This window comes from Arthrobacter crystallopoietes (assembly GCF_002849715.1).
Classification (GTDB): domain Bacteria; phylum Actinomycetota; class Actinomycetes; order Actinomycetales; family Micrococcaceae; genus Crystallibacter; species Crystallibacter crystallopoietes.
In genome coordinates, this window is sequence record NZ_CP018863.1 from 4,113,407 (window position 1) to 4,135,236 (window position 21,830).

The following is a 21,830-nucleotide window of genomic DNA, read 5'->3' on the forward strand; positions in this document are numbered from 1 at the left end:
CTTCGGTTTTACTTCTTGCTCTTGTCTTTCGATTCGTCCGAAGACAGCGCTGCGATGAAGGCCTCCTGGGGAACTTCCACCCGGCCGACCATCTTCATGCGCTTCTTGCCTTCCTTCTGCTTCTCCAGCAGCTTGCGCTTACGGCTGATGTCGCCGCCGTAACACTTGGCCAGCACGTCCTTGCGGATGGCACGGATATTCTCTCGGGCGATGATGCGCGAGCCGATGGCTGCCTGGATGGGCACCTCGAACTGCTGGCGAGGGATGAGCTCGCGCAGCTTGCCCGTCATCATGACGCCGTAGCTGTAGGCCTTGTCCTTGTGCGTGATGGCGCTGAACGCGTCCACCTGTTCGCCCTGCAGCAGGATGTCCACCTTGACCAGATCCGCGACTTGTTCGCCGTCGGCCTTCCAATCGAGGGAGGCATAGCCGCGGGTCTTGGACTTGAGCAGGTCGAAGAAGTCGAAGACGATTTCGGCCAACGGCAGCCGGTAGCGAAGCTCCACCCGGTCTTCCGAGAGGTAATCCATGCCCTTCATATCGCCGCGTCGGCCCTGGCAAAGCTCCATGATGGCGCCAACAAACTCGTTGGGAGCCAAAATGGTGGCCGAAACCATCGGCTCCCGGACCTCGGAGACTTTACCGTCCGGATATTCGCTCGGGTTGGTGACCGTAATGACCTTCTTGTCTTCGAGGGTCACCTCATAAACCACGTTGGGCGCGGTGGAGATCAGGTCCAGATTGAAGTCGCGCTCCAGGCGCTCACGCGTGATTTCCAGGTGGAGCAGGCCGAGGAAGCCCACGCGGAAGCCGAAGCCGAGAGCGGCCGAGGTTTCCGGTTCGTAAATCAGCGCCGCATCGTTGAGCTTGAGCTTGTCCAGTGCGTCGCGGAGCACAGGATAATCTGCTCCGTCGATCGGGTAGAGTCCGGAGAAGACCATAGGTTTCGGATCCGCATAGCCGCCGAGGGATTCCGGGGCCGGGTTGTTCAGGGTGGTGACCGTGTCGCCGACCTTGGACTGGCGCACGTCCTTCACGCCGGTGATCAGGTAGCCGACTTCGCCAACGCCAAGACCCTTGGACGGTACCGGTTCCGGAGAGCTGACACCGATTTCCAGCAGTTCGTGGCTGGCTCTGGTGGACATCATCTGGATGCGTTCGCGGGGCTTGAGTTCCCCGTCGACCACGCGGACGTAGGTCACCACGCCGCGGTAGGTGTCATAGACCGAGTCGAAAATCATGGCACGGGCGGGGGCATCGGGATTGCCGACAGGTGCGGGGAGGTCGCGGACAATTTTGTCCAGCAGGGCCTCAACGCCCATACCGGTCTTACCGGAGACCTTCAGCACATCCTCGGGATCGCCGCCGATCAGGTTGGCCAGCTCCAGGGCATACTTCTCAGGCTGTGCCGCGGGCAGGTCGATTTTGTTCAGCACCGGGATGATGGTCAGATCGTTCTCCATCGCCAGATACAGGTTCGCCAGCGTCTGGGCTTCAATGCCCTGCGCCGCGTCGACGAGCAGAACAGCGCCCTCGCAGGCAGCCAGGGACCGAGACACCTCATAGGTGAAGTCCACGTGCCCCGGTGTGTCGATCATGTTCAGCGCGTAGGTCTTGCCGTCGACTTCCCATGGCAGACGGACGGCCTGGGACTTGATGGTGATGCCGCGTTCGCGCTCGATGTCCATCCGGTCCAGGTACTGGGCCTTCATGTCCCGCTGCTCAACTACGCCGGTTAACTGCAGCATCCGGTCCGCCAGGGTGGACTTCCCGTGGTCGATGTGGGCGATGATGCAGAAGTTCCTGATGATCGCCGGATCTGTGGCGGCAGGCACCGGTGCGGTGCGGGCCATGGGTGACACAGCGGTTTCCTAACTCTCTAACGGGGCTTCGATGATGGCTCTTCGATAGATACCAAGTTAACAGTCTCCCATGAGATAGGCCCTGTTTCTTCCCGGCAGGTACGGATTCGCCCGGTAGTTTTGGTGCATGGCTTTCAACGTGAACACTATTAGCCGACTGCTCCGCGGTGCCGCAAAAGTCGTCCGAGCGGTCAAGCGCACGTCAACATCCAGGCCACCGGCTGCAGGGCGAGGGCGGGCCCCTTACAGCTGGCCGGGCCGCACCACGCAATATGGCCACGGAGAACTGAGCGCCCCTTACCCCGGCGACTTCCGCGGCAGGGCTTCCGTGACCTACTCCCCCAGCCCAGACGGCGAACCAGATCCTGGCGAAATTGTCTGGACCTGGGTTCCTTACGAAGAGGACCACAGCAAGGGCAAAGACCGGCCGGTGCTGCTGATAGGCCGTAACGGCCACTGGCTGCTGGCATTGATGATGACCAGCAAGGACCGGAACAACGGAACAAGCAGCCATGAGGACTACGTAGATATAGGGGATGGATCCTGGGACGCCCGGGGACGGCCCAGCGAGGTAAAACTAGACCGCGTACTGCAGTTGGATCCGCGGGATATCCGGCGCGAGGGGGCTGTCCTGGGCGAACGCGAGTTCTCCCAGGTGGCGACAGCGTTGAGACGGACGCACGGTTGGAATTAGTGTTCGGCGCGCCGCCTCCGCCGGGGACGCAGCCCCGGACGCTTTTCTGCTAACATTTATAGCTGTGTGTCCGCGCAGGTCGACGGGCACCTCAGGCCGGCTGCCATTACGGTATCCCCACGCCGCTCAGTCAATGGCCGGTCTGACTGCCCTCACCGACCAGTCCGCAACAAAGAGAGTTTATACGTGGCTAATATCAAGTCCCAGAAGAAGCGCATCCTGACCAACGAGAAGGCCCGCCAGCGCAATATCGCTGTCCGGTCCGAGCTGAAGACTGCCATCCGCGCAGTCGGCAGCGCCATTGAGTCCTCCGACAAGGACGGTGCAACCGCTGCTCTGGCTACCGCCAGCCGCAAGCTGGACAAGGCAGTCAGCAAGGGCGTTATTCACAAGAACAACGCTGCTAACCGCAAGTCCGCTATCTCCAAGAAGGTCAACGCCCTCTAGGAAGCAGCTTCAAAGCTCACCGGCAATATAGCCGATGACATGAAGGCCCCCGCCGATTCGGCGGGGGCCTTCAGCATTAACGGTAGGCAGTCAGTGGCCAACGCTCGCTGCGATGACGGTAACGGCACGCTCGACGGCATATTCGGGATCCCGGGCTGCGCCCTTCACCTGGGCATCTGTTTCCGCAAGCATTTGAATGCAGGCAGCCAGCGCAGCCGAATCCCAATTCCTGGCGTCCTTACGTGCTTGGTCGAACTGCCACGGGGCCAAGCCGGCGTCTTTAGCGCTGACTGATGCTCCCTTTACTTTGGCGATCTGCCGGAGTTTCATAGCCAGGACAGCGACTATCGGCACCGGATCCACGCCCGTGGCCAATGCATGACGGAGCGTGGACAGGGCAACAGCCCCCCTGCCCGAGACGGCGGCATCAGCCACCTTGAACCCCGTGGCTTCCACCCGGCCACCGTAGTACTTTTCGACCGTCTCTTCCGTGACCGTACCCTGAACGTCCGAGATCAGTTGAGCGCACGCCGCCGCAAGATCCGGGAGGGACGCACCGACGGCCGAGACCAGGGCTTGACCGGCCGCCGGATCAAGTCCGCGCCGGGCGGCTTTGAACTCCCGCCGGACAAAGTCCAGTTTGTCGGAGTCCTTCTTCATCGCCTGGCAGTCGACCACCGGTGCCCCGCTGGCCTTGATAGCGTCCAGTAATTTCTTGCCCCGGACGCCGCCCGAATGGTGCAGCACCAGGGTCACGTCCTCCGCCGGCGCCTGCAGATATACCAAGGCGTCGGCCAGAAATTCGTCGTTCATCTGCGCAACTCCGTCCACTTCAACGAGCTTTGACTCGCCGAAGAGGCTGGGGCTGGCAATCATAGTCAATTGGCCGGACGCATAGGATGCGGCTTCCAGCGTGGTGAGTTCGACGTCCGGGTGTATTCCCCGGGTCAGCGAACGAATACGGTCTCTGGCCCGGTGTGCCAGATATTCTTCCGGCCCACTGATGAGTACGACCGGAGCCGGTTCAACTTCGCGCCAGGAAACAGTTCGGCCGGCAGTCTTGCTGCCTGCGGCCGGACGGGCCGGGGGTGGATTCACAGGTCAGGTCCTCCTAGTATCAGAGTCAACATTGTCACGGGCAGCCGATTTTCCCAAGCCGGAATCCGCTCATTCCGCCGGGCGCACGGCCAGGCTGCCGTCGGCGAGATCGACGACGATGGTACCGATTTGATCCGTCCGGAAAACGGGTATCCGGAGCCGCTCCAGCGCCGAGAGAATCTCGGGCGCAGGATGGCCATAGTCATTGTCACTGCCGACGGAAATGACCGCCGCTCTCGGCTGCACCTGGTCCAGGATCGCTGTCCCACCGTTTCGGGCGCCATGATGGCTGATCTTGAGGATGTCCACGCTGCCCGGCTCAAGAGCCAAGCCCCGGAGCAGATCTGCCGCAGCCTCCTCTTCCAGATCGCCGGTCAGCAGTATCCGCAGAACCCCGCCGTCGGCGCCAGGGACTGTGACCAGCATGACAATACTCGAATCATTCTCCGAAGCACCGCTCCGTGCAGCCGTCGGCCAGAGAATTTGCCACGAAGCGCTGCCCGTCCTGCCGGACTGCCCAGCCTCGCCAAGCTCAGAATCCAATCCGTGTTCGGCCAGTGTGTCCTCGACCAGGTCGGGCAACTCCTTCTTCGAACTTCCTACGATTACCCGGGCCACCTTACGTCCGTCCAGCACGCCGTCCAGGCCACCGTAATGGTCCAGGTGCATATGCGTGAGAACCAAAAGCCCGACGCTCTCCACTCCGAGCGAATCCAGACATGAATCCATGGCGCCTGGTTCAGGACCGGCATCAATGATCATGGCCTGTCCTGTACCTGTGCGGATCACCAGCCCGTCTCCTTGGCCGACGTTGCAGACCACAGCATCCCAGCGGTCCGGCAGCGGGGCCGCGCCCGTGCTGGAGACCAGCCAGCCCAACAACCCACCGACGACGGCGGCCGAGCAAAACGCAGCCCCCACCCGCTGTTTCCCGGTCCATCGCGCTACCGCAAGCCGCCTGGTTACCCTCCCCGGGCTGGCCTCCTGGTCCGTGTCTACACGGGTCCCGTGGTTTGCGGACGCAGGCAGTTCAGGGGTGTACCGCCGGTCGGAGCCACGGCCGTGGCCGGTCGCCTGCTCGACCCTGAACCACAGAGAGGAAATACCGTCCCGACCCTGCGCAGCCAGCCACAAAAGGGCGAGAAGACCGACGGCGGAAGCGGCGGCCAGGACCGCTCCGGCCGGTCCGCCAAGCCACGGAAGAGTGGCCAGTGGCAGTCCGGAGAAGGTCCGGGCGATCTGCGCGACCCAGAGGGTGAGAAAGCCGGTCGCGTGGACGAGCCAGCCGCCGGGTAGTGGCGCCCATGGGAGCAGCGCGAGGGAAACCATGCCGCCGATGGTGACGAAGGGAACCACCGGGGCCGCGAGGATGTTGGCCGGTATTGAGAACATGGCCAATTCCGGTTGGAGCTGGACAAGGACGGGTGTGCAGAACAGCTGGGCAGCCAGCGGAATCGCCATCGCATCGGCGAGCAGCTTCGGCATGAAGTATTGCAGCCATCGCGAGCATGTGCTGCCGAGCAGCACCAGCCCCAAGGTAGCCAGCACCGAGAGAATGAAACTGTATTCGCCGGCCAGCCATGGATTCGCCAGCAGGAGGACGATGACGGCCAGAGCGAGAAAGGACAGCGAGGCCCGACGCCGGCCAGACACCAGTGCAGCCACGCCTATCGCTCCCATGACGGCGGCTCGCAGGACGCTCGGCTCTGGTCGCACCAGCAGCACAAATCCGGCCAGCGCAACGATGCCCAGTGCTGAACTGAGCCAGCGGGGTGCTCTGCAGGCTGTCGCCAGCAGGTAGACGAATCCAAGCAGGTAACTGCAGTTTGCTCCACTGACCGCCATGAGATGCGTCAGGCCGGTACGGCGCATGGCCTCCTCCAAATCGTCGGTCTGCTGTTCTCTGTCGCCGAACACCATTCCTGGCAGCAGTCCGCGCGCATCCGGCGGCAGACTCCGGGTGTGTTCGACGAATAAGCTCCGGAGCGTGTTGACCGCCTCAGCAGCCGCCGGCGTCGATGTCACAGCGGGGGCCGTTGAGGCACTCAGCATGGCAGTTTCCGACGACCCTGGTTCCATCGGTGCCAGGGTTCCAGCGGCGTGCAAACGATCCCCGTAGCGGACTGTCTGCCATGTCTGGTTACCGATGACAAGCACCGGAGTTGCAGCCTCGAATTTCCGTCCCCCATGGGATGCCTCGGTGATTTCGGCGGTGACGAGATACCGTGGACCGGAGCCGAACATCGACGGCTTCGTCGAGCGCGAGGCGTCCGAGAGGGCCGTTAGTTCGGCTGTGACGTACGCTCCGGCCTCGATGGCGGGCCCAATCGGCCCGCTGACCCGTTCCGTTTGTTTGACGCCGATGACCAGTGCCAGCAACCCGGCAATGCATACCAGCAGGAACAGTGTGCCACTGACCGCCGGCAGAGACTTCCGCCGACGTCGGCGTAGCCCGGCCAGCAGGAGAACTGTCACCGTGCCCAAGCCCACGCCTGCGCAGGTCAAGGCCACGGCGGCCGGTAGCCGCAGCAAAATAAGCGACACCAGCCAGCAGGTTGCCGCCGCAGCGGCTAATCTTAGATCGAGCCGGACCGCGCTGGGGCCGTTTTCTCCAACTCCCGGTCGCAGTCCTTTAGCCGCGGCGGCACCACTTGCAGCCTCTCCCCGGAACAACCACGCTTTCAAGCTTCGTTTTCGTGTGGGGCCTGCGTCGCTGGTGGCCTCCTTGACCGTTTCGCCAGCCATTTCGCGTGCGGCCCGCGCATAGTGCTGCCAGGGCGGTGCCGGGCTCATACGGTGACCAAGTCCACGAGGCTTGCGAGCATGACTTCGCCGATGCCCGGCACTGCATCCAGGTCTTCGGGCCGGCCGAAGCTTCCATGCTGCTCGCGGAAGTCGATGATCCGTTGAGCCAGAACGGGCCCGACCCGGGGCAGCGTCTCAAGTTCTTCCAGCGAGGCGGTGTTGAGATTGATCTTGGCTGCGGGCTGGTCTTCTGCTCCAACGGCACCGCCCTCGGGACCCCCTGCGGTCCCGTTGCTGCCGGAGGCGGACTGGTGCTCGGGGGAGGAAACGAAGACCTGTTGACCATCCGTGAGCGGCGCAGCCAGGTTCAGGGATGCCAGTTCGGCGTCCTCGCTGGCACCTCCCGCGGCTTCCAGTGCTTCAAATACCCGCGCCGACGCCGGTAGGCGGACAATCCCCGGACGCCCGACGGCGCCAGCGACATGGACAATGATCTGCGCTGCGTTCCCTGGATCGGCCGCCGCCCCTGCAGAATCAGCTTCCTCGTTTGCCGCGGCCGAGGGCAATGGCTCGGCGGCCTGCTCCGCGCCCTGCCCTTCTCCACTCGGTCCGGCCACCGGTGCGGAACTCGTGACGGGTAGAGAGAGCAGTACATCGCTCTCTTCTCTGTGCGTATCTGCCGTCAGGAGCAGCACCAAAGCGTAGCCGAAGGCCAGGCCTGCAGCAATCAGCGCTGCGCCAAGTGCCACCCGCAGACGCGGGCGCCGGGCAGATATTTTGAGGCCGTGGCTGGCTTCTGTGGCGGCTGTTCCCCAGCGGTGGCGGCCCATGGGACTACGCTATGGAGGAAATCACCGGCCGGGCAGGACGCTCCTGCACCTTGTGGACAGGAGCGTCCCGGCCCACACTGTGGAGATCAGGACACCGGCTCGGGCATGGCGGGTCCTATGACGACGGCAAGGACACCCAGTCCGGCATGCGCGGCCAGCACCGACGGTACTGCGGTGACCAGGATTTCATCACCGACATGGGGACTGAGCTCTTCGGCCAGCGACCTGGCCTCTGCCTCATTGCCAAAATAATGGACAGCCAGTTGTGGTGAATACTCGAGTTCCTCGATTCGCCGGACCACCAGCTGCTGCATCCGGACCAGCGCCTTGGAAGCGGTCCGGATTTTTTCCACCTCCGCGATGGCACCGTCGCGGATGGTGAGAATGGGTTTGATGGCCAGCAGCGACCCGAAGAACCCGGCGGCCGGATTGATCCGCCCGCCCCGGCGCAGCTGGTCCAGACTGGGAACATAGAAGAGGACGTCGGCCGCTGCCGCCGCTTCCCGGGCCCGTTCCGCCACCGCGGATACCTCCGCACCGTCCTGCGCCGCCAGCACCGCGGCGACAACGGCAAAGCCCTCCGCCATCGCCACCGACCGGGTGTCGACGATCTCCACCGGGATATCGACCTCTGCCGCAGCCAGCGCCGCGGCTTCCACGGTACCGGACAGGGATCCCGAGAGGTGGATGGAGACAATAGCGTCGAAGCCCTGCCGCTGCAGTTCCTCGTAGGTCCGGGTGAAGAGGCCTGGCGACGGCCTGGAGGTCTTGACTTCCTTGCCTTCAGCCAGCCCGATGGTCAGCACGGCGGGGACATCGTCCACGCCCTCGCCATAGATCTGGCCGGAAATCATCACCGGCATCGGGACGATCCGCAGCCAGTCCGCGGTTTCCGGTTCGGCTGCCCACTCCACCGGCAGCGAGGCTGCCGAATCCGTCACGACGGCGACGCGGGGCCCTCCGGACGCCTCGTCCGGCTTGCGGCCAGCCTGGTGCAGCAGTTGCCGTGACCGCTGCACCAGCTCCTCAAGCCATGACATTGTCAGCCGTCCTTAGGCCGGGACGATATTGACCAGTTTGGGTGCCCGGACGATGACCGTGCGGACGCTGCGTCCGTCGAGCGTTTTGACCACCTGTTCCGATGCCAAGGCCTTGGCCTTGAGCTCCTCTTCGCTGATGTCAGGGGCAACTTCCAGCCGGTCCCGGACTTTGCCCTGGACCTGGACGACGGCGGTAACCGTGGCCTGGACCAGCAGCTGCTCGTCGACCGCCGGCCAGCTGGCTGCTGCAACCGAGGGCTCGTGCCCGAGCGCTGCCCAGAGGTCCTCTGCCGTGTACGGAGCGAAGAGGCTCAGCACAATGGCAACCGCTTCCGTAGCTTCCCGGACGGCGGGATCGGCGCCGCCGACACCGCTGTCGATCGCCTTGCGGGTGGCATTGACCAGCTCCATGAGGCGGGCGATGACCACATTGAACTTATGGTTGTCCAGCAGTTCGGCGGCGTCGGCGATGGTCCGGTGGGTCACCGAGCGCAGCGCGCGGTCGCCGTCGGCCGGATCGGCGCCGACGGGGGAAGTCACGTCCTGGCCCAACCGCCAAGCACGGGCCAGGAATTTAGCCGAACCCGACGGGGAAACGTCGGCCCAGTCGACGTCGTCCTCCGGCGGTGAGGCGAAAATCATGGTCAGGCGGATGGCGTCGACACCGAACTTATCGAGCTGTTCGCCGAGGTCCACACCGTTGCCCAGAGACTTGCTCATGGCCTTGCCGCCGTTGAGGACCTGGCCCTGGTTCAGCAGGGAGCTGAACGGCTCGTCAAAGTCCACCAGCCCGAGATCCTTGAGCACCTTGGTGAAGAACCGGCTGTACAGCAGGTGCAGGATGGCGTGCTCGACGCCGCCCACGTACTGTCCGACCGGCAGCCACTTGTTGACCGCTTCGACGTCGAAGGGCCCTTCGGTGTAGTCCGGCGACGCGAAGCGAAGGTAGTACCAGGAGGAATCCACGAAGGTATCCATGGTGTCCGTATCCCGGGTGGCGGCGCGTCCGCAGTTCGGGCAGTCAACATTGACCCAGTCCGCGGCGGCGGCCAGGGGCGATGTGCCCTTGGGTGAGAGTGCTTCGCCGCGCAGGTCTTCGGGCAGCCGCACCGGAAGCTGGTTGTCCGGAACCGGAACTTCGCCGCATTCGGCGCAGTGGATGATGGGGATGGGCGCGCCCCAGAAGCGCTGGCGGCTGAGCAGCCAATCGCGGAGCCGGTAGTTGACCGTCTTCTCGCCGGTGCCCGCCGCCTCGACAATGTCGATGGCCTTGGCAATGCCCTCTTCCTTGGACAGGCCGTTAAGCTCGCCCGAGTTGATCAGGCTGCCTTCGCCCGTGGTGGCGGTCCCGCTGACCGCGGGATCTTCCTCACCGGTGTCCAGAACCGCCCGCACGGGCAGGTCGAAGGTCTTGGCGAAGTCCAGGTCGCGCTGGTCATGTGCGGGAACAGCCATGATCGCACCGGTGCCGTAGTCCGCCAGCACGTAGTCGGCCGCCCAGACCGGCAGTTTCTCGCCGTTCAAGGGGTTGATGGCATAACGGCCGAGGAAGACGCCGGTCTTCTCCCGGTCGGTGGACTGGCGTTCGATATCGGAGAGAGCCTTGACCTTTTCGCGGTAGTCCATCAGCGCATCGTGCTGTTCGGGCGTGACAAGGTCCAGGGCCAGATGGGCATCCGCGGCAACGACGAAGAACGTCGCGCCGTGCAACGTGTCCGGGCGGGTCGTGAAGACGGTGACGTCCTTGGCATCCCGGCCGTCCGCGGGCTCGATCTTGAAGTTGACGTGGGCACCTTCGGACCGGCCGATCCAGTTGCGCTGCATGGCCAGCACACGCTCAGGCCAATGGCCCTTCAGCTCGTCCATGTCATCCAGCAGCCGGTCGGCGTACTCCGTGATCTTGAAGTACCACTGGTTCAGGCTCTTCTTGGTGACCGGCGTACCGCATCGTTCACAGGCACCGTTGACAACCTGTTCGTTGGCCAGCACCGTCAGGTCCTTCGGGCACCAGTTGACCGGCGAGTTCTTCCGGTAGGCCAATCCGCGCTCGTAGAACCGCAGGAACAGCCACTGCGTCCAGCGGTAGTAGTCCGCGTCGGAAGTGTGCAGCCGCCGGGACCAGTCGGCGCTGATGGCGTAGCGCTTGAAGGAGGCCGCCTGTGTCTCGATGTTGGCGTACGTCCATTCGGAGGGGTGCGCGTTGCGCTTGATAGCCGCATTTTCCGCCGGCAGGCCGAAGGAATCCCAGCCGATCGGGTGCAGGACGTCGTAGCCCTTCAGCCGCAGGTAGCGCGCGACGACGTCGCCCATGGCGAACGCCTCGGCGTGGCCCATGTGAAGGTCACCCGAGGGATAGGGGAACATATCCAGCACGTAACGGCGTTCCTTCGAGCCGTCGTCAACGGCCTTGAAGACGCCGAGCTCTTCCCAGACGGCAGGCCATTTGGCCTCCATGGCGGAAAAACTGTACTCGTTCGGTTCGGTACCAGACTGCGTACTCACGTTGACTTGTCCTCGTCCTCTTGGTTGCTACGGCGCACTCCCGGTGGTTGCCGCTTAGACACACAAAAGCCCCTCGACACGGGAGGGGCGGCCGCACGTTACGGAAGTGTTCCGTAGGTGCGGCTAGCTAAGCAGAAGTGCGGACATGGAATTACTTTACCGCAGATCAGCCGGAGGCTTCCCTTGGCACCGCCCGGCCGGATCAGGTTCAGCGCACGTCCTCATCCACCCAGTCAAAAGTGCGGGTTACCGCCTTCTTCCATAACCGCAGCTGCCGGTCCCGCTCGGAGGAGTCCAGCTGCGGTTTCCAGCGGCGGTCCTCGGCCCAGTTCGACCGCAGTTCGGCAAGGTCCTGCCAGAACCCTGTGGCCAGCCCGGCTGCGTAGGCCGCGCCCAATGCCGTGGTTTCGGCGACCTTGGGCCGGATGACCGGGACACCGAGAATGTCTGCCTGGAACTGCATCAACGCATCGTTGGCTACCATCCCGCCGTCGACCTTCAATTCCGCAAGCGGAACGGCCGCATCCGCGTTGACCGCTTCCAGTACCTCACGGGTCTGGAACGCGGTGGCCTCCAGGGCGGCCCTGGCGATGTGTGCCTTCGTGACGAACCGCGTCAGCCCCACCAGGGCCCCGCGCGCATCGGCACGCCAGTAGGGAGCAAAGAGACCGGAAAATGCCGGCACGAAGTACGCGCCGCCGCTGTCGGGTACGGAGGAGGCCAGCTCCTCAACTTCCGCGGCCGAACCGATGATGCCCAGGTTGTCCCGCAGCCACTGAACCAGGGACCCAGCAACAGCTATCGAGCCTTCAAGGGCGTAACACGGCGCGCCGTCGCCAATCTTGTAGGCCACTGTGGTCAGCAGGCCGTTTGCGGATTCGACGATATCGCTGCCGGTATTGACGATGACAAAACAGCCGGTGCCGTAAGTGTTCTTGGCATCCCCGGCGTCGAAAGCTGCCTGCCCGAAAGTCGCCGCCTGCTGGTCGCCAAGAATCCCCGCAACGGGGACGTGCCGCAGCAGCTGGGAGCCATGGACCGTTCCGTACACCTCGGCCGAAGACTTGATTTCCGGGAGCAGAGAAGCCGGCACACCGAACGCTTCGAGGATGGACTGGTCCCAGGCAAGCGTCTTCAAGTCCATGAACAGCGTCCGGGAGGCGTTCGTGACGTCCGTGACGTGGACTCCGCCGTCCGTTCCTCCCGTCAGGTTCCACAGCACCCAACTGTCGGTGGTGCCGAAAAGGAGGTCGCCGGCGTCGGCCTTGGTCCGGGCGCCCTCCACATTGTCCAGAATCCATTTCAGCTTCGTTCCGGCGAAGTACGGCGAAAGCGGCAGCCCGGTAGCTGCTTTGAACCGGTCGGCGCCGCCGTCAGCGGCCAAGGCGTCGCAGATGGGCTGGGTGCGCACATCCTGCCACACGATGGCGTTGTAAACCGGTTTGCCGGTGTTCCGGTCCCACACCACGGTCGTTTCGCGCTGGTTGGTGATGCCAACGGCGGCAATATTGTGGCGGGTCAGATTGGCACGGGCCAGCGCGTTGCCGATGACCTCGCGGACGTTGTCCCAGATTTCCACGGCATCATGTTCCACCCAGCCTGGCTGTGGAAAAATCTGCCGGTGTTCCTTCTGGCCGGTCGAAACCATTTGTCCGGCCCGGTCGAAAATGATGGCCCGTGAGGACGTGGTCCCCTGGTCGATCGCCAGAATGTAGTCGGACAAAGCGGGACCTCTTCCCTCGGACAGGACGCGGTGCCGGGAGGGCAGCACCGATTGGGCTCGAACCTAGCCCTGCTGCTGGTGGAGGTCAATTCCTACCAGGCCGATGCGTCTCTTTTACGGCCGTGGTTGGCCGCCGATGCCGGCATTGCTCGGTAGAGTCTTGTATATGGGAACGGCAGATAAAACGGCGCTGAACAACGGCGTCCTGATGGACCAGCTGGGCTTCGGCCTGTACAAAGTTCCGCCGCAGGACGCCGCCGGATTGTGCTATCAAGCATTGGAATCCGGCTACCGGCATTTCGACACTGCCGCCCTGTACGCCAATGAGGCCGGAGTCGGTGAGGCACTCCGCCGGTTCCTTGCCGAGGAACCGGAATTCAGCCGCGACGACATTTTCGTCACCAGCAAACTATGGAATGACAGCCACGGCTACGACGCGGCAATGCGTGCCTTCGACGCATCGCTGGCCATGCTTGGGCTCGACTACCTCGACCTGTATCTGATCCATTGGCCGCAGCCGGAACGGGCACTGTATGTGGAAACTTACCGCGCCCTGGAACGCCTCTACCATGAGGGACGTGTTCGGGCCATTGGCGTTTCCAACTTCCAACCGGCCCATCTTGAAGAATTGTTGAAAAACTGCGACGTGGTGCCGGCGGTCAATCAGATCGAATTGCATCCGTGGCTCCAGCAGGAGCAGCTGCGGGAGTTGCACGCTGCCCACGGAATCCGGACAGTCGCCTGGAGCCCGCTGGGGCGGGGGAAAGTGCTGTCGGACCCGGTGGTCGCGGAACTGGCTCAGGAGCTGGGCAGGACTCCGGCCCAGATAGTGCTGCGTTGGCACCTGCAGCTGGGCAATGTGGCCATCCCGAAGGCTAGCTCACAGCAGCGGATCCAGGAGAACTTCAGGGTATGGGACTTCTCGCTCGAGCCCGCAGCCATGCAGCGGCTCCGCGGACTCGAGCGGAACGGCCGCATCGGCTCCCACCCAGACAAGGTGAACTAGACCGTGCCTGCCACCAAAGACCGTGCCGTCCGCCGTGCCCTCGATCTCGACTCGGGCGAAGTAGCCTACTGGGAGTACCCGGCCCAGACCCCGAATGGTAAATCCGACATTCTGGTCGTGCACGGCTTCCGTGGCGACCACCATGGCCTGGAACTGGTCGCCCAGTCGCTCCCCGGGCAGCGGATCATCTCCCCCGATCTGCCCGGCTTCGGCGCCTCCGCACCATTCTCGGGGCGCCTGCACAGCGTGGAAAGCTACGCGCACTTCGTGGCGGACTTTGCAGCTGCGCTGGAGCTGGGGCCGGACACCGTCATTCTCGGCCATTCGTTCGGCTCGATTATTGTCAGCCATCTGCTGGCGGGGCAACCGGGTTCGTTCCGGGCAGCCGTGCTGATCAATCCGATCAGCGAACCGGCCCTCAAGGGCCCGAAGGCGGTGGCTTCACGGCTCGCGGAGTTCTACTATTTCCTCGCGGCGAAGCTGCCCGAAAAGCCAGGAATGCGCCTGCTTCAGCACCCGGTGATTGTCCGGGTTATGAGCATCATGATGGCCAAGACCAGGGACCGGCAGCTGCGCCGGTACATCCATGGACAGCACGATGCCTACTTCAGCGCCTTCGCCAACCGGGACGTGGTCCTCGAGGCGTTCCGGGCCTCCATTTCCCACGACGTCCTTGAGGTCGCGCCGCGGCTGGAGCTGCCGGTGCTCCTGATCGCCGGCCGGAAGGACGATCTGGGCTCCGTGGACAGCCAGCAGCAGCTGGCGGCGCAGCTGCCGGACAGCCACTTGGAAATGATCGACGGCGTGGGCCACCTCATCCACTACGAGGCGCCTGATGTTGCGGCCGCCATGATCAGCGAGTTCCTCGAGGGGCTGGAGCGGTGAAGCTTGTCATCGACGCCCGTTATACCCGCACCGACCAGCTGGACGGCATCAGCCGCTACGGCTCCAATCTGATCTCGGCTGCCTCCAAACTGACCGAGGTGCTGATGCTCATCAACGACGAACGGCAGCTGCAGTTCCTGCCCGCCGATGTCCCGTGGGTCAAGATCAACAGTCCCCTCTCCCCTGCCGAGCTCCTCGTGGCGCGCCGGATTAATAAACTGGGCGCCGACGTCGTTTTTTGTCCCATGCAGACCATGGGCAGCTTCGGCAGGCGCTACGGCCTGATTCTGACCATCCACGACCTGATCTATTACCGGCACCCCAGGCCGCCGGGATTTTTGCCGCTGCCGGTCAGGCTGCTGTGGCGCGCTTACCACAAGGCCTACTGGCCGCAGCGCCTGCTGCTCAACCGCGCCGACGCCGTTGCGACCATCAGCCGGACCACCCGGTCGCTGCTGCAGCAGACCCGGCTCACCCGGCGCGATGTCCGGATCGTATCCAATGCCGCCCAGCCGCTGGGATCACCGCGGGATCCGTCGGCGGCCGTGGGCAAGGACCTGCTCTACATGGGTTCCTACATGCCCTACAAGAACGTGGAGACACTCATCGATGCGATGGCGCTGCTTCCCGGCTACCGGCTGCATCTGCTCAGCCCCATCCAAGGGCCGAGGCGCGAAGAGCTGGCGGGCCGTGCGGCGGATGCAGCACAGCTGGTGTTCCACAACGGGATTTCCGACGGCGATTACCTGCGCCTCCTGCACCAGGCCTCGGCGCTGGTCACGCTGTCCAGGGACGAAGGCTACGGGTTGCCGCTGATCGAGGCCATGGCCGCGGGGACACCCGTCATCGCCAGCGACATTCCCATCTTCCGGGAGGTCGCCGAAAACGTGGCGCTGCATGTGGATCCGGACGATCCTGAAGCCTTCGCCGCCGCCGTCCGGGAACTGGAGGATCCGGAACGGCGTCGTCGTGCATCGGCCGAGGGGGTGCTCCGCGCCGCGGAGTATGACTGGGACAGCTCGGCAGCGCAGCTGATCGCGGCGGCCGAAGAGGTGCTGGCCAGGCGCCGGGCCCGTTAGAGCAGATCCAGGCCGTCGCAGCGGACCTGGACTGGTTCCGCCAACCGCTTGGCGGAGACGGCCGCCTTTCTGGCCCGGAGGGCTCCGGTCACGGTATTCCCCTGCTGGTAGCTGAAGAACAACAGCAGACGGTGGTGTCCGGCCGGGGCACCGTAATTCTCCAGCTCTGTGGGTCCCACCGTACGGACGTCGCCGGGGAGTTCCAGCCCGGACATAAACGTCTCGATTCCGGCGGTCGAACCGGTAATGGCGGCGATCCTGAGCGCGGGAGGCAGCTGCAGTTCACGGCGCAACGCGAGCTCCCGTGAAGCGGCCCCGGCTGGGTCCCAACGCACCAGCTGCCCGACGACCGCGTCATGGTCGGCCGTGATCACCACTGTCCCGCCCTCCGCTGCCGGACGGACCAGCGATGCGGCCGTGAACCAGCGGCGCAGGGCATCTTCGGGAGCGCGCAGGGACTCACGGCTCAGCAGCGAGTTCCCGTCGAGCAGCAGAGCCGCCGCATATCCGCCGGCGACCGCCGGCTCCGCCCCGGGCGTCGCTACTACCACCGCTTTGCTGGCCTTGACCGTGGCCTTCACATGGTCACCCGCTGAAGAGATGACTGTGGCCCCGGGAAAGGCACGGCCAAGCTCCTCTGCTGTTCGCGAGGCCCCGATGACCAGTGCCCGCAGTCTGCCCGAACCGCAAACGCCACAGCGCCAGTGGGCGGCGAGCCGGCCGCACCACCGGCAGGTCAGCGCTGTTCCGTGACCGGCTTGTCCCAGCGGTCCCTGGCATTCCGTGCAGCGGGCCGGTGTGCGGCAGTCCTGGCAGGCCATGGCCGGCGAGAAGCCTGTACGCGCGACCTGCACCAGGACAGGCCCGTGTTCAAGTCCTTCCCTGGCTGCCCGCCACGCCGCCTGTGGAAGCCTGGCATGGCGGAGCAGCGGATCGCGTTCCTGCTGGAACGTATCGGCGGTGTTGACTACCCGGGGCGTGAGGGCACGCAACGCCGGCCGGTCAGCCTGCAGCGGCTGGGCCCAGCCGGTTTCAACAAGCCGCTGGCTCTCCGTGCTGCGGGCAATCCCGGCCAGCAAGGCGGCGCAGCCGGTTTGCTCCGCGCGCAGCAGCAGGACCTCGCGCGTGTGCTGGTAGGGGGCGCGTTGTTCGACGTACAGATCATCGCCGTCGTCCCAGATCGCAACCAGGCCCAGCTCACGGACGGGGGCGTAGGCTGCGGACCGGGTGCCGATCGCGACCTTGACGGTACCGTGCAGCAGCTTCAGGTAGTTCCGGTAGCGCGGGGTCGGACCGTCATCGGCGCTCAGCCGCACGAACGCCTCGGCGCCGATCGTCGCCTCGAGCGCCTCGCCCAGCAGGTCAAGATCCTTGGCATCGGGGACCACCACCAGTGCACCGCGTCCGCTGGTCAGCGTCGCCGCCACGGCCGCTGCCAGCTGGCGAGTCCATGATGCCGGCCCGTAGGACTTATGGCTCGAAAGTACCGCCCGGGGCGACTCTCCGGCGGCCAGATGGGCCAGAAACGCCGCAGCACTGCGGTAGCCGGCAAAGCATAACGCCGGGTCCGCAGCATCCGCTGGCGTACTGACGGCGCCGGCTTCCAGACCCGGCTCGTCCGCCTGCTCCTGCTCCTCCCCCGGCGGCGCCCCGGGCAGGAGCCGGCCCGCTGCCGCGAACTCCTTGTCTACTTTGGCCACCCGCGGTGGGATAGCAGCGCGGATGACGTCGCTGAGCGTGCCGGCGTACCGCCTGGCCAGCGCTCCCGCCAGCTCCAGCAGCTCCGGGGTCAGGACAGGCTGGGCGGAAACCACCTTCGCCAGCGGGCTGAGCCGGACGCCCTCGGCGGCTTCGGACTTGCGCCCGGTGATGTAGCCGCTGATCTCCTGCCCGCCGAAACGGGCTTTGATGCGTGCCCCCGGGACAGCCTCCGCGGCGGCCTCTTGCGGAACAAGATAGTCGAAGACGCGGTCCAGATGCGGCACCGCGGACTCGATCAGTACCTCGGCCACCGGGTTCTCGCCGGCCGGTACCGTCGCGCCGCGAGGTTTGGCAGGCGAGGCGAATCCCTGCAGCAGCGACAGCTGGACGGCCTCGTCCCGTGGGGTTGATCCGTCTGTCACGCTGGAATCAGGCGTTGAAGTAACTGCGCAGCGCCTCGGCCCGGTCCGTGCGTTCCCAGGTGAAGTCTTCCTGCTCGCGGCCGAAATGCCCGTGCGCCGCAGTCTGCAGGTAAATGGGACGCTTGAGCTGCAGGTCGTTGATGATGCCCAGCGGCCGCAGGTCGAAGACTTCCTGGACGGCGTCGGCGATGCGCAGCGGATCCACGGTCTCGGTGCCGAACGTCTCCACATAAATCCCGACCGGCCGTGCCATTCCAATGGCGTAGGCGATCTGGATTTCGGCCCGGCGGGCCAGGCCGGCAGCCACGACGTTCTTGGCCACCCAGCGCATGGCGTAGGCTGCCGAGCGGTCCACCTTGGACGGATCCTTGCCGCTGAACGCGCCGCCGCCATGGCGGGCCATTCCACCGTAGGTGTCCACAATGATCTTGCGTCCGGTCAGTCCGGCATCCCCCACCGGGCCGCCGATGACGAACTCTCCGCCCGGATTCAGAATATGGCGGACGTCGGAAACGTCCAGGTTCGAGTTCGCCAGCACCGGTTCAATGACGTACTTGGACAGGTCCGCCCGCAGGTGGTCGAGATCCACGCCGGCTTCGTGCTGGCTCGAGATAACCACGGTGTCAACGGAAACCGGCTTATCGCCGTCGTACCCTACGGTGACCTGCGTCTTGCCGTCAGGCCGCAGGTACGGCAGCGTGGCGTCCTTGCGGACTTCCGTCAGCTTCTCGGAAAGCCGGTGCGCCAACCAGATCGGTGCCGGCATGAACACCTCGGTCTCGTCGCTGGCATAGCCGAACATGATGCCCTGGTCGCCGGCGCCCTGGGCGTCATAGTCGTCCTGCTGCGTACCCTCGCGGCCTTCCAGTGAATTGAACACGCCGGACGCGATGTCCGTCGACTGTTGGCCGATGGACACGGAGACACCGCAGCGGGCGCCGTCGAAGCCCTTGTCGGAAGAGTTGTAGCCGATGTTCAGGATGGTCTCGCGGACGATCTGCGGGATCTCAACGTAGCCCTGGGTCGTCACTTCGCCGGCCACGTGGACCAACCCCGTTGTGGCGAGTGTCTCCACGGCGACACGCGAGTCCGGATCTTCGCGGAGCAGCGCATCGAGAATGGCGTCCGAGATCTGGTCGCAGATCTTGTCCGGGTGCCCTTCCGTGACGGACTCGGAGGTAAAAAGCCGCAGGGGGGAAGCAGAAGAAGTCACAGACATACCTTACTTGGTCTTAAGCCGCAGCTGCCGCGCCTGTCAACAGGCGCGGGGGCGGAATGGTCAGGAGACGAGCTCCGCGGCGACCCGTTCGATGATGGTCCGAGCCACGGTGTCCTTGCTGCCGGTCGCCACCTGCGGGTCAGCGCCGGAATTATCAAGAATGCTGATGGCGGTCTGGTCCTGGCCGAACACCAGATCCCGGCCCACCTGGTTCAGCACCAGCAGGTCGCAGCCCTTGCGGGCCAGCTTCTGGCGTGCATAGCCCAACACGTCGCTGCTGCTGTCCCCGGTTTCAGCGGCAAAGCCGACGATCAGTGCCGGACCCGTTCCGCTGTCGCGCCGGACCTGCACAATTTCCTGCAGGATGTCCGGGTTGCGCACCAGGGTGATGACCGGATCCGCGGCGTCGTCGCGCTTCTTGATCTTGGTTTCGGCTGCCTCCGCGGGACGGAAGTCAGCAACGGCGGCAGCCATAATAACGACGTCGGCACGCGCCGACGCTTCAAGCGTCGCCGTCCGCAACTGCAGGGCAGTCTCCACCCGCGTAGTCTTGACGCCCTCAGGCGGGGCAACATCCATGTGGGCAGCGACAAGCTCGACCTCGGCGCCGGCAGCTGCCGCGGCCCGTGCCAACGCTACGCCTTGCTTTCCCGACGAGCGGTTGCCCAGGAAGCGTACCGGATCCAGCGGTTCGCGGGTTCCGCCGGAGGTGATGACCACACGCTTGCCCAGCAGCATGGTGGTGCCTGCGGCCGGCCGGCTTTCGTCGAGCTGCGCAAGGGCGAAGTCGAAGATTTCCTCCGGCTCCGGCAACCGGCCCGGTCCGGTGTCCTTGCCGGTCAGCCTGCCGACGGCCGGATCCATGACGAGGGTTCCGCGGCCGCGCAAGGTGGCGATATTTGTCTGCGTTGCCGGATGCTGCCACATTTCGGTGTGCATGGCCGGCACGAAAACTACCGGTCCCCGGGCCATCAGCAGCGTATTGGTGAGCAGGTCATCGGCAAGGCCAGCGGCGGCACGGGCAAGAACGTCCGCGGTGGCAGGAGCCACCACCACCAGGTCAGCATCCTGGCCCAGCCGCACATGGTTCACGGTGTCCACCGCGTCGAAGACGGTGGTAGACACCGGCTGGCCGGAGAGTGCTTCCCAGGTCGCGCGTCCGACGAACTTCTCGGCGGCCTCGGTCGGAACCACGGTGACCTGGTGTCCGGCTTCCTTAAACAGCCGGAGCAGGGATGCGGACTTGTAGGCGGCGATCCCGCCGCCTACGCCTAAAATGATCCGCATTCCTGCTCCGTTACCGTGTTAAGTTGTTGGCTGTTGCTACTCTGCAGCCGGTTCGATCGGCTTGGAAACCAGCAGGCCCTCGTTGATCTCGCGCAGGGCGATGGACAGCGGCTTCTCGTTCAGCTTGGTGTCCACCAGCGGGCCAACATACTCGAACAGGCCCTCATGCAGCTGCGAGTAGTAAGCGTTGATCTGGCGGGCGCGCTTTGCGCCGTAGATCACCAGGGCATACTTCGAGTCCGTCGTCTCCAGCAGGGAGTCGATCGGCGGATTAATGATGCCTTCGAGGTTAGTCGACACTTATTCTCCAAAAATTCTGTAGGTATCTGCTTCGCTGACGGTCACGGTCTAACGTGGGTTCGGCACAAGCCCCATCAGCGAAACAAGCTCTTCTGCCGCCCGCCGGACATCGTCATTTACGACGGTGTGGTCAAATTCGGATTCGGCAGCAAGTTCCAGTTTAGCGGTTTCCAGCCGCTGCTGCTGTTCCTCCGGCGTTTCTGTGCCGCGGCCCACCAGACGGCGGACCATTTCGTCCCAGCTGGGCGGCGCCAGGAAGACGAAATTCGCCTCGGGCATGCTGTCCTTCACCTGGCGGGCGCCCTGCAAGTCAATCTCCAGGAGGACCGATTTCCCCTCCGCCATCGCCTGCTCCACGGTATGCCGGATGGTTCCGTAGCGGTTGCGCCCGTGGACCACAGCCCATTCGAGCATGGCGCCATCGGCCACCAGCCGGTCGAACTCCTCGGCGGATACGAAATAATAGTGGACCCCGTCTACCTCGCCGGGGCGCGGTGCCCGCGTGGTTGCGGATACCGACAGCCAGACCTGCGGGTAATGGTCGCGGATGAAGGTGGAGACGGTTCCCTTGCCGACGGCGGTGGGACCGGCCAGGACGGTGAGGCGGGGTTTATCAGACATGCTTTCCATCTGTTGCAGGATCTATTGTGATTCCAGAAGTTCGATCAGGGCCTTGCGCTGGTGCACGCCCAGACCCCGGACCCGCCGGGTGGGGGCGATTCCGATGCTTTCCATTATGGCCGCGGCGCGGACCTTGCCGATGCCCGGCAGCGCCTCGAGCAATTCGACAACCCGAAGCCTGCCGATCGATTCAACGTTCTTCGCCGTATCGATGACCTCGGCCACGCTGACCCGGCCGTCTTTGAGCCTGGCCTTGATCTCGGCACGCTCGGCTCTGGCCGCGGTGGCCTTGTTTCGGGCTGCAGTGCGTTCAGTGTCCGACAGCGGTTTCAGGCTCACAGGCTTCTCCACATCGTATCGCTGGCCGCA

The 21,830-nt window shown here is 64.5% G+C and carries 18 protein-coding genes; 5 read left to right on the top strand and 13 right to left on the bottom strand.

The window, feature by feature from the left end; genetic code table 11:
- Positions 1-8 precede the first annotated feature (8 nt).
- Entirely contained in the window at positions 9-1,862 is a 1,854-nt protein-coding gene (lepA, locus tag AC20117_RS18940; protein WP_074702295.1) for a translation elongation factor 4, read from the bottom strand.
- 328 nt (positions 1,863-2,190) lie between these two features.
- On the opposite strand from lepA, the gene AC20117_RS24385 reads away from it, so the two are divergent.
- Together AC20117_RS24385 and rpsT are read left to right on the top strand one after the other, a co-directional pair.
- A complete protein-coding gene (locus tag AC20117_RS24385; protein WP_418202227.1) occupies positions 2,191-2,556 on the top strand; it encodes a type II toxin-antitoxin system PemK/MazF family toxin in 366 nt (121 codons plus the stop codon).
- Between the two features lie 186 nt (positions 2,557-2,742).
- A complete protein-coding gene (gene rpsT, locus AC20117_RS18950; protein WP_074702292.1) occupies positions 2,743-3,003 on the top strand; it encodes a 30S ribosomal protein S20 in 261 nt (86 codons plus the stop codon).
- Positions 3,004-3,093: 90 nt separating this feature from the next.
- On the opposite strand, the gene holA is transcribed toward rpsT, so the two are convergent.
- The 6 genes from holA to glpK form a co-directional block, all read right to left on the bottom strand.
- Positions 3,094-4,101, bottom strand: coding sequence for a DNA polymerase III subunit delta (gene holA / locus AC20117_RS18955; protein WP_074702290.1), 1,008 nt, complete (start codon positions 4,099-4,101; stop codon positions 3,094-3,096).
- Positions 4,102-4,170: 69 nt separating this feature from the next.
- Complete coding sequence (locus tag AC20117_RS18960; protein WP_158300487.1) at positions 4,171-6,645, bottom strand: ComEC/Rec2 family competence protein; 2,475 nt, start codon at positions 6,643-6,645, stop codon at positions 4,171-4,173.
- A 245-nt stretch (positions 6,646-6,890) separates the two neighbouring features.
- Entirely contained in the window at positions 6,891-7,676 is a 786-nt protein-coding gene (locus AC20117_RS18965) for a ComEA family DNA-binding protein (RefSeq protein WP_074702287.1), read from the bottom strand.
- 86 nt (positions 7,677-7,762) lie between these two features.
- Positions 7,763-8,716: a DegV family protein gene (locus tag AC20117_RS18970; protein ID WP_074702286.1), complete on the bottom strand. Its 954-nt coding sequence runs from the start codon at positions 8,714-8,716 to the stop codon at positions 7,763-7,765.
- Positions 8,717-8,728: 12 nt separating this feature from the next.
- A complete protein-coding gene (gene leuS / locus AC20117_RS18975; protein WP_236777611.1) occupies positions 8,729-11,170 on the bottom strand; it encodes a leucine--tRNA ligase in 2,442 nt (813 codons plus the stop codon).
- A gap of 256 nt (positions 11,171-11,426) precedes the next feature.
- Positions 11,427-12,941, bottom strand: coding sequence for a glycerol kinase GlpK (glpK, locus tag AC20117_RS18980; RefSeq protein WP_074702282.1), 1,515 nt, complete (start codon positions 12,939-12,941; stop codon positions 11,427-11,429).
- A 166-nt stretch (positions 12,942-13,107) separates the two neighbouring features.
- Here glpK and AC20117_RS18985 point away from each other — a divergent pair, with 166 nt between their 5' ends.
- Genes AC20117_RS18985 through AC20117_RS18995 form a run of 3 tightly spaced genes read left to right on the top strand, consistent with a single transcriptional unit; the run spans position 13,108 to position 15,911 of the window.
- Complete coding sequence (locus AC20117_RS18985; RefSeq protein ID WP_074702280.1) at positions 13,108-13,947, top strand: aldo/keto reductase; 840 nt, start codon at positions 13,108-13,110, stop codon at positions 13,945-13,947.
- Positions 13,948-13,950: 3 nt separating this feature from the next.
- On the top strand, positions 13,951-14,832 hold the full coding sequence (locus AC20117_RS18990; protein WP_074702279.1) for an alpha/beta fold hydrolase: 882 nt from the start codon (positions 13,951-13,953) through the stop codon (positions 14,830-14,832).
- Positions 14,829-15,911 carry a glycosyltransferase family 4 protein gene (locus AC20117_RS18995; RefSeq protein WP_074702277.1) on the top strand — a complete coding sequence of 361 codons (1,083 nt, stop codon included), beginning with the start codon at positions 14,829-14,831 and terminating at the stop codon, positions 15,909-15,911. Before AC20117_RS18990 ends, AC20117_RS18995 begins: the two co-directional genes overlap by 4 nt.
- Here the strand turns inward: AC20117_RS18995 and AC20117_RS23400 are convergent.
- From AC20117_RS23400 to mihF, 6 genes are all read right to left on the bottom strand, one after another.
- Positions 15,908-18,034, bottom strand: a complete 2,127-nt coding sequence (locus tag AC20117_RS23400) for a primosomal protein N' (RefSeq protein ID WP_074702275.1) — start codon at positions 18,032-18,034, stop codon at positions 15,908-15,910. The two genes, AC20117_RS18995 and AC20117_RS23400, sit on opposite strands and share 4 nt — an antisense overlap.
- Positions 18,035-18,041: 7 nt before the next feature.
- Positions 18,042-19,247 (bottom strand): methionine adenosyltransferase, encoded by a 1,206-nt coding sequence (gene metK / locus AC20117_RS19005; RefSeq protein ID WP_139003468.1) that lies wholly within the window; start codon positions 19,245-19,247, stop codon positions 18,042-18,044.
- 66 nt (positions 19,248-19,313) lie between these two features.
- Positions 19,314-20,540 (bottom strand): bifunctional phosphopantothenoylcysteine decarboxylase/phosphopantothenate--cysteine ligase CoaBC, encoded by a 1,227-nt coding sequence (gene coaBC, locus AC20117_RS19010; RefSeq protein WP_074702271.1) that lies wholly within the window; start codon positions 20,538-20,540, stop codon positions 19,314-19,316.
- Positions 20,541-20,576: 36 nt separating this feature from the next.
- Complete coding sequence (gene rpoZ, locus AC20117_RS19015) at positions 20,577-20,840, bottom strand: DNA-directed RNA polymerase subunit omega (protein WP_074702270.1); 264 nt, start codon at positions 20,838-20,840, stop codon at positions 20,577-20,579.
- Positions 20,841-20,888: 48 nt separating this feature from the next.
- The gene (gene gmk, locus AC20117_RS19020; protein ID WP_074703408.1) at positions 20,889-21,461 is read right to left on the bottom strand and encodes a guanylate kinase; all 573 of its coding nucleotides are present in this window, start codon (positions 21,459-21,461) and stop codon (positions 20,889-20,891) included.
- 21 nt (positions 21,462-21,482) lie between these two features.
- Complete coding sequence (mihF, locus tag AC20117_RS19025; RefSeq protein WP_074702268.1) at positions 21,483-21,800, bottom strand: integration host factor, actinobacterial type; 318 nt, start codon at positions 21,798-21,800, stop codon at positions 21,483-21,485.
- Positions 21,801-21,830: the final 30 nt, after the last annotated feature.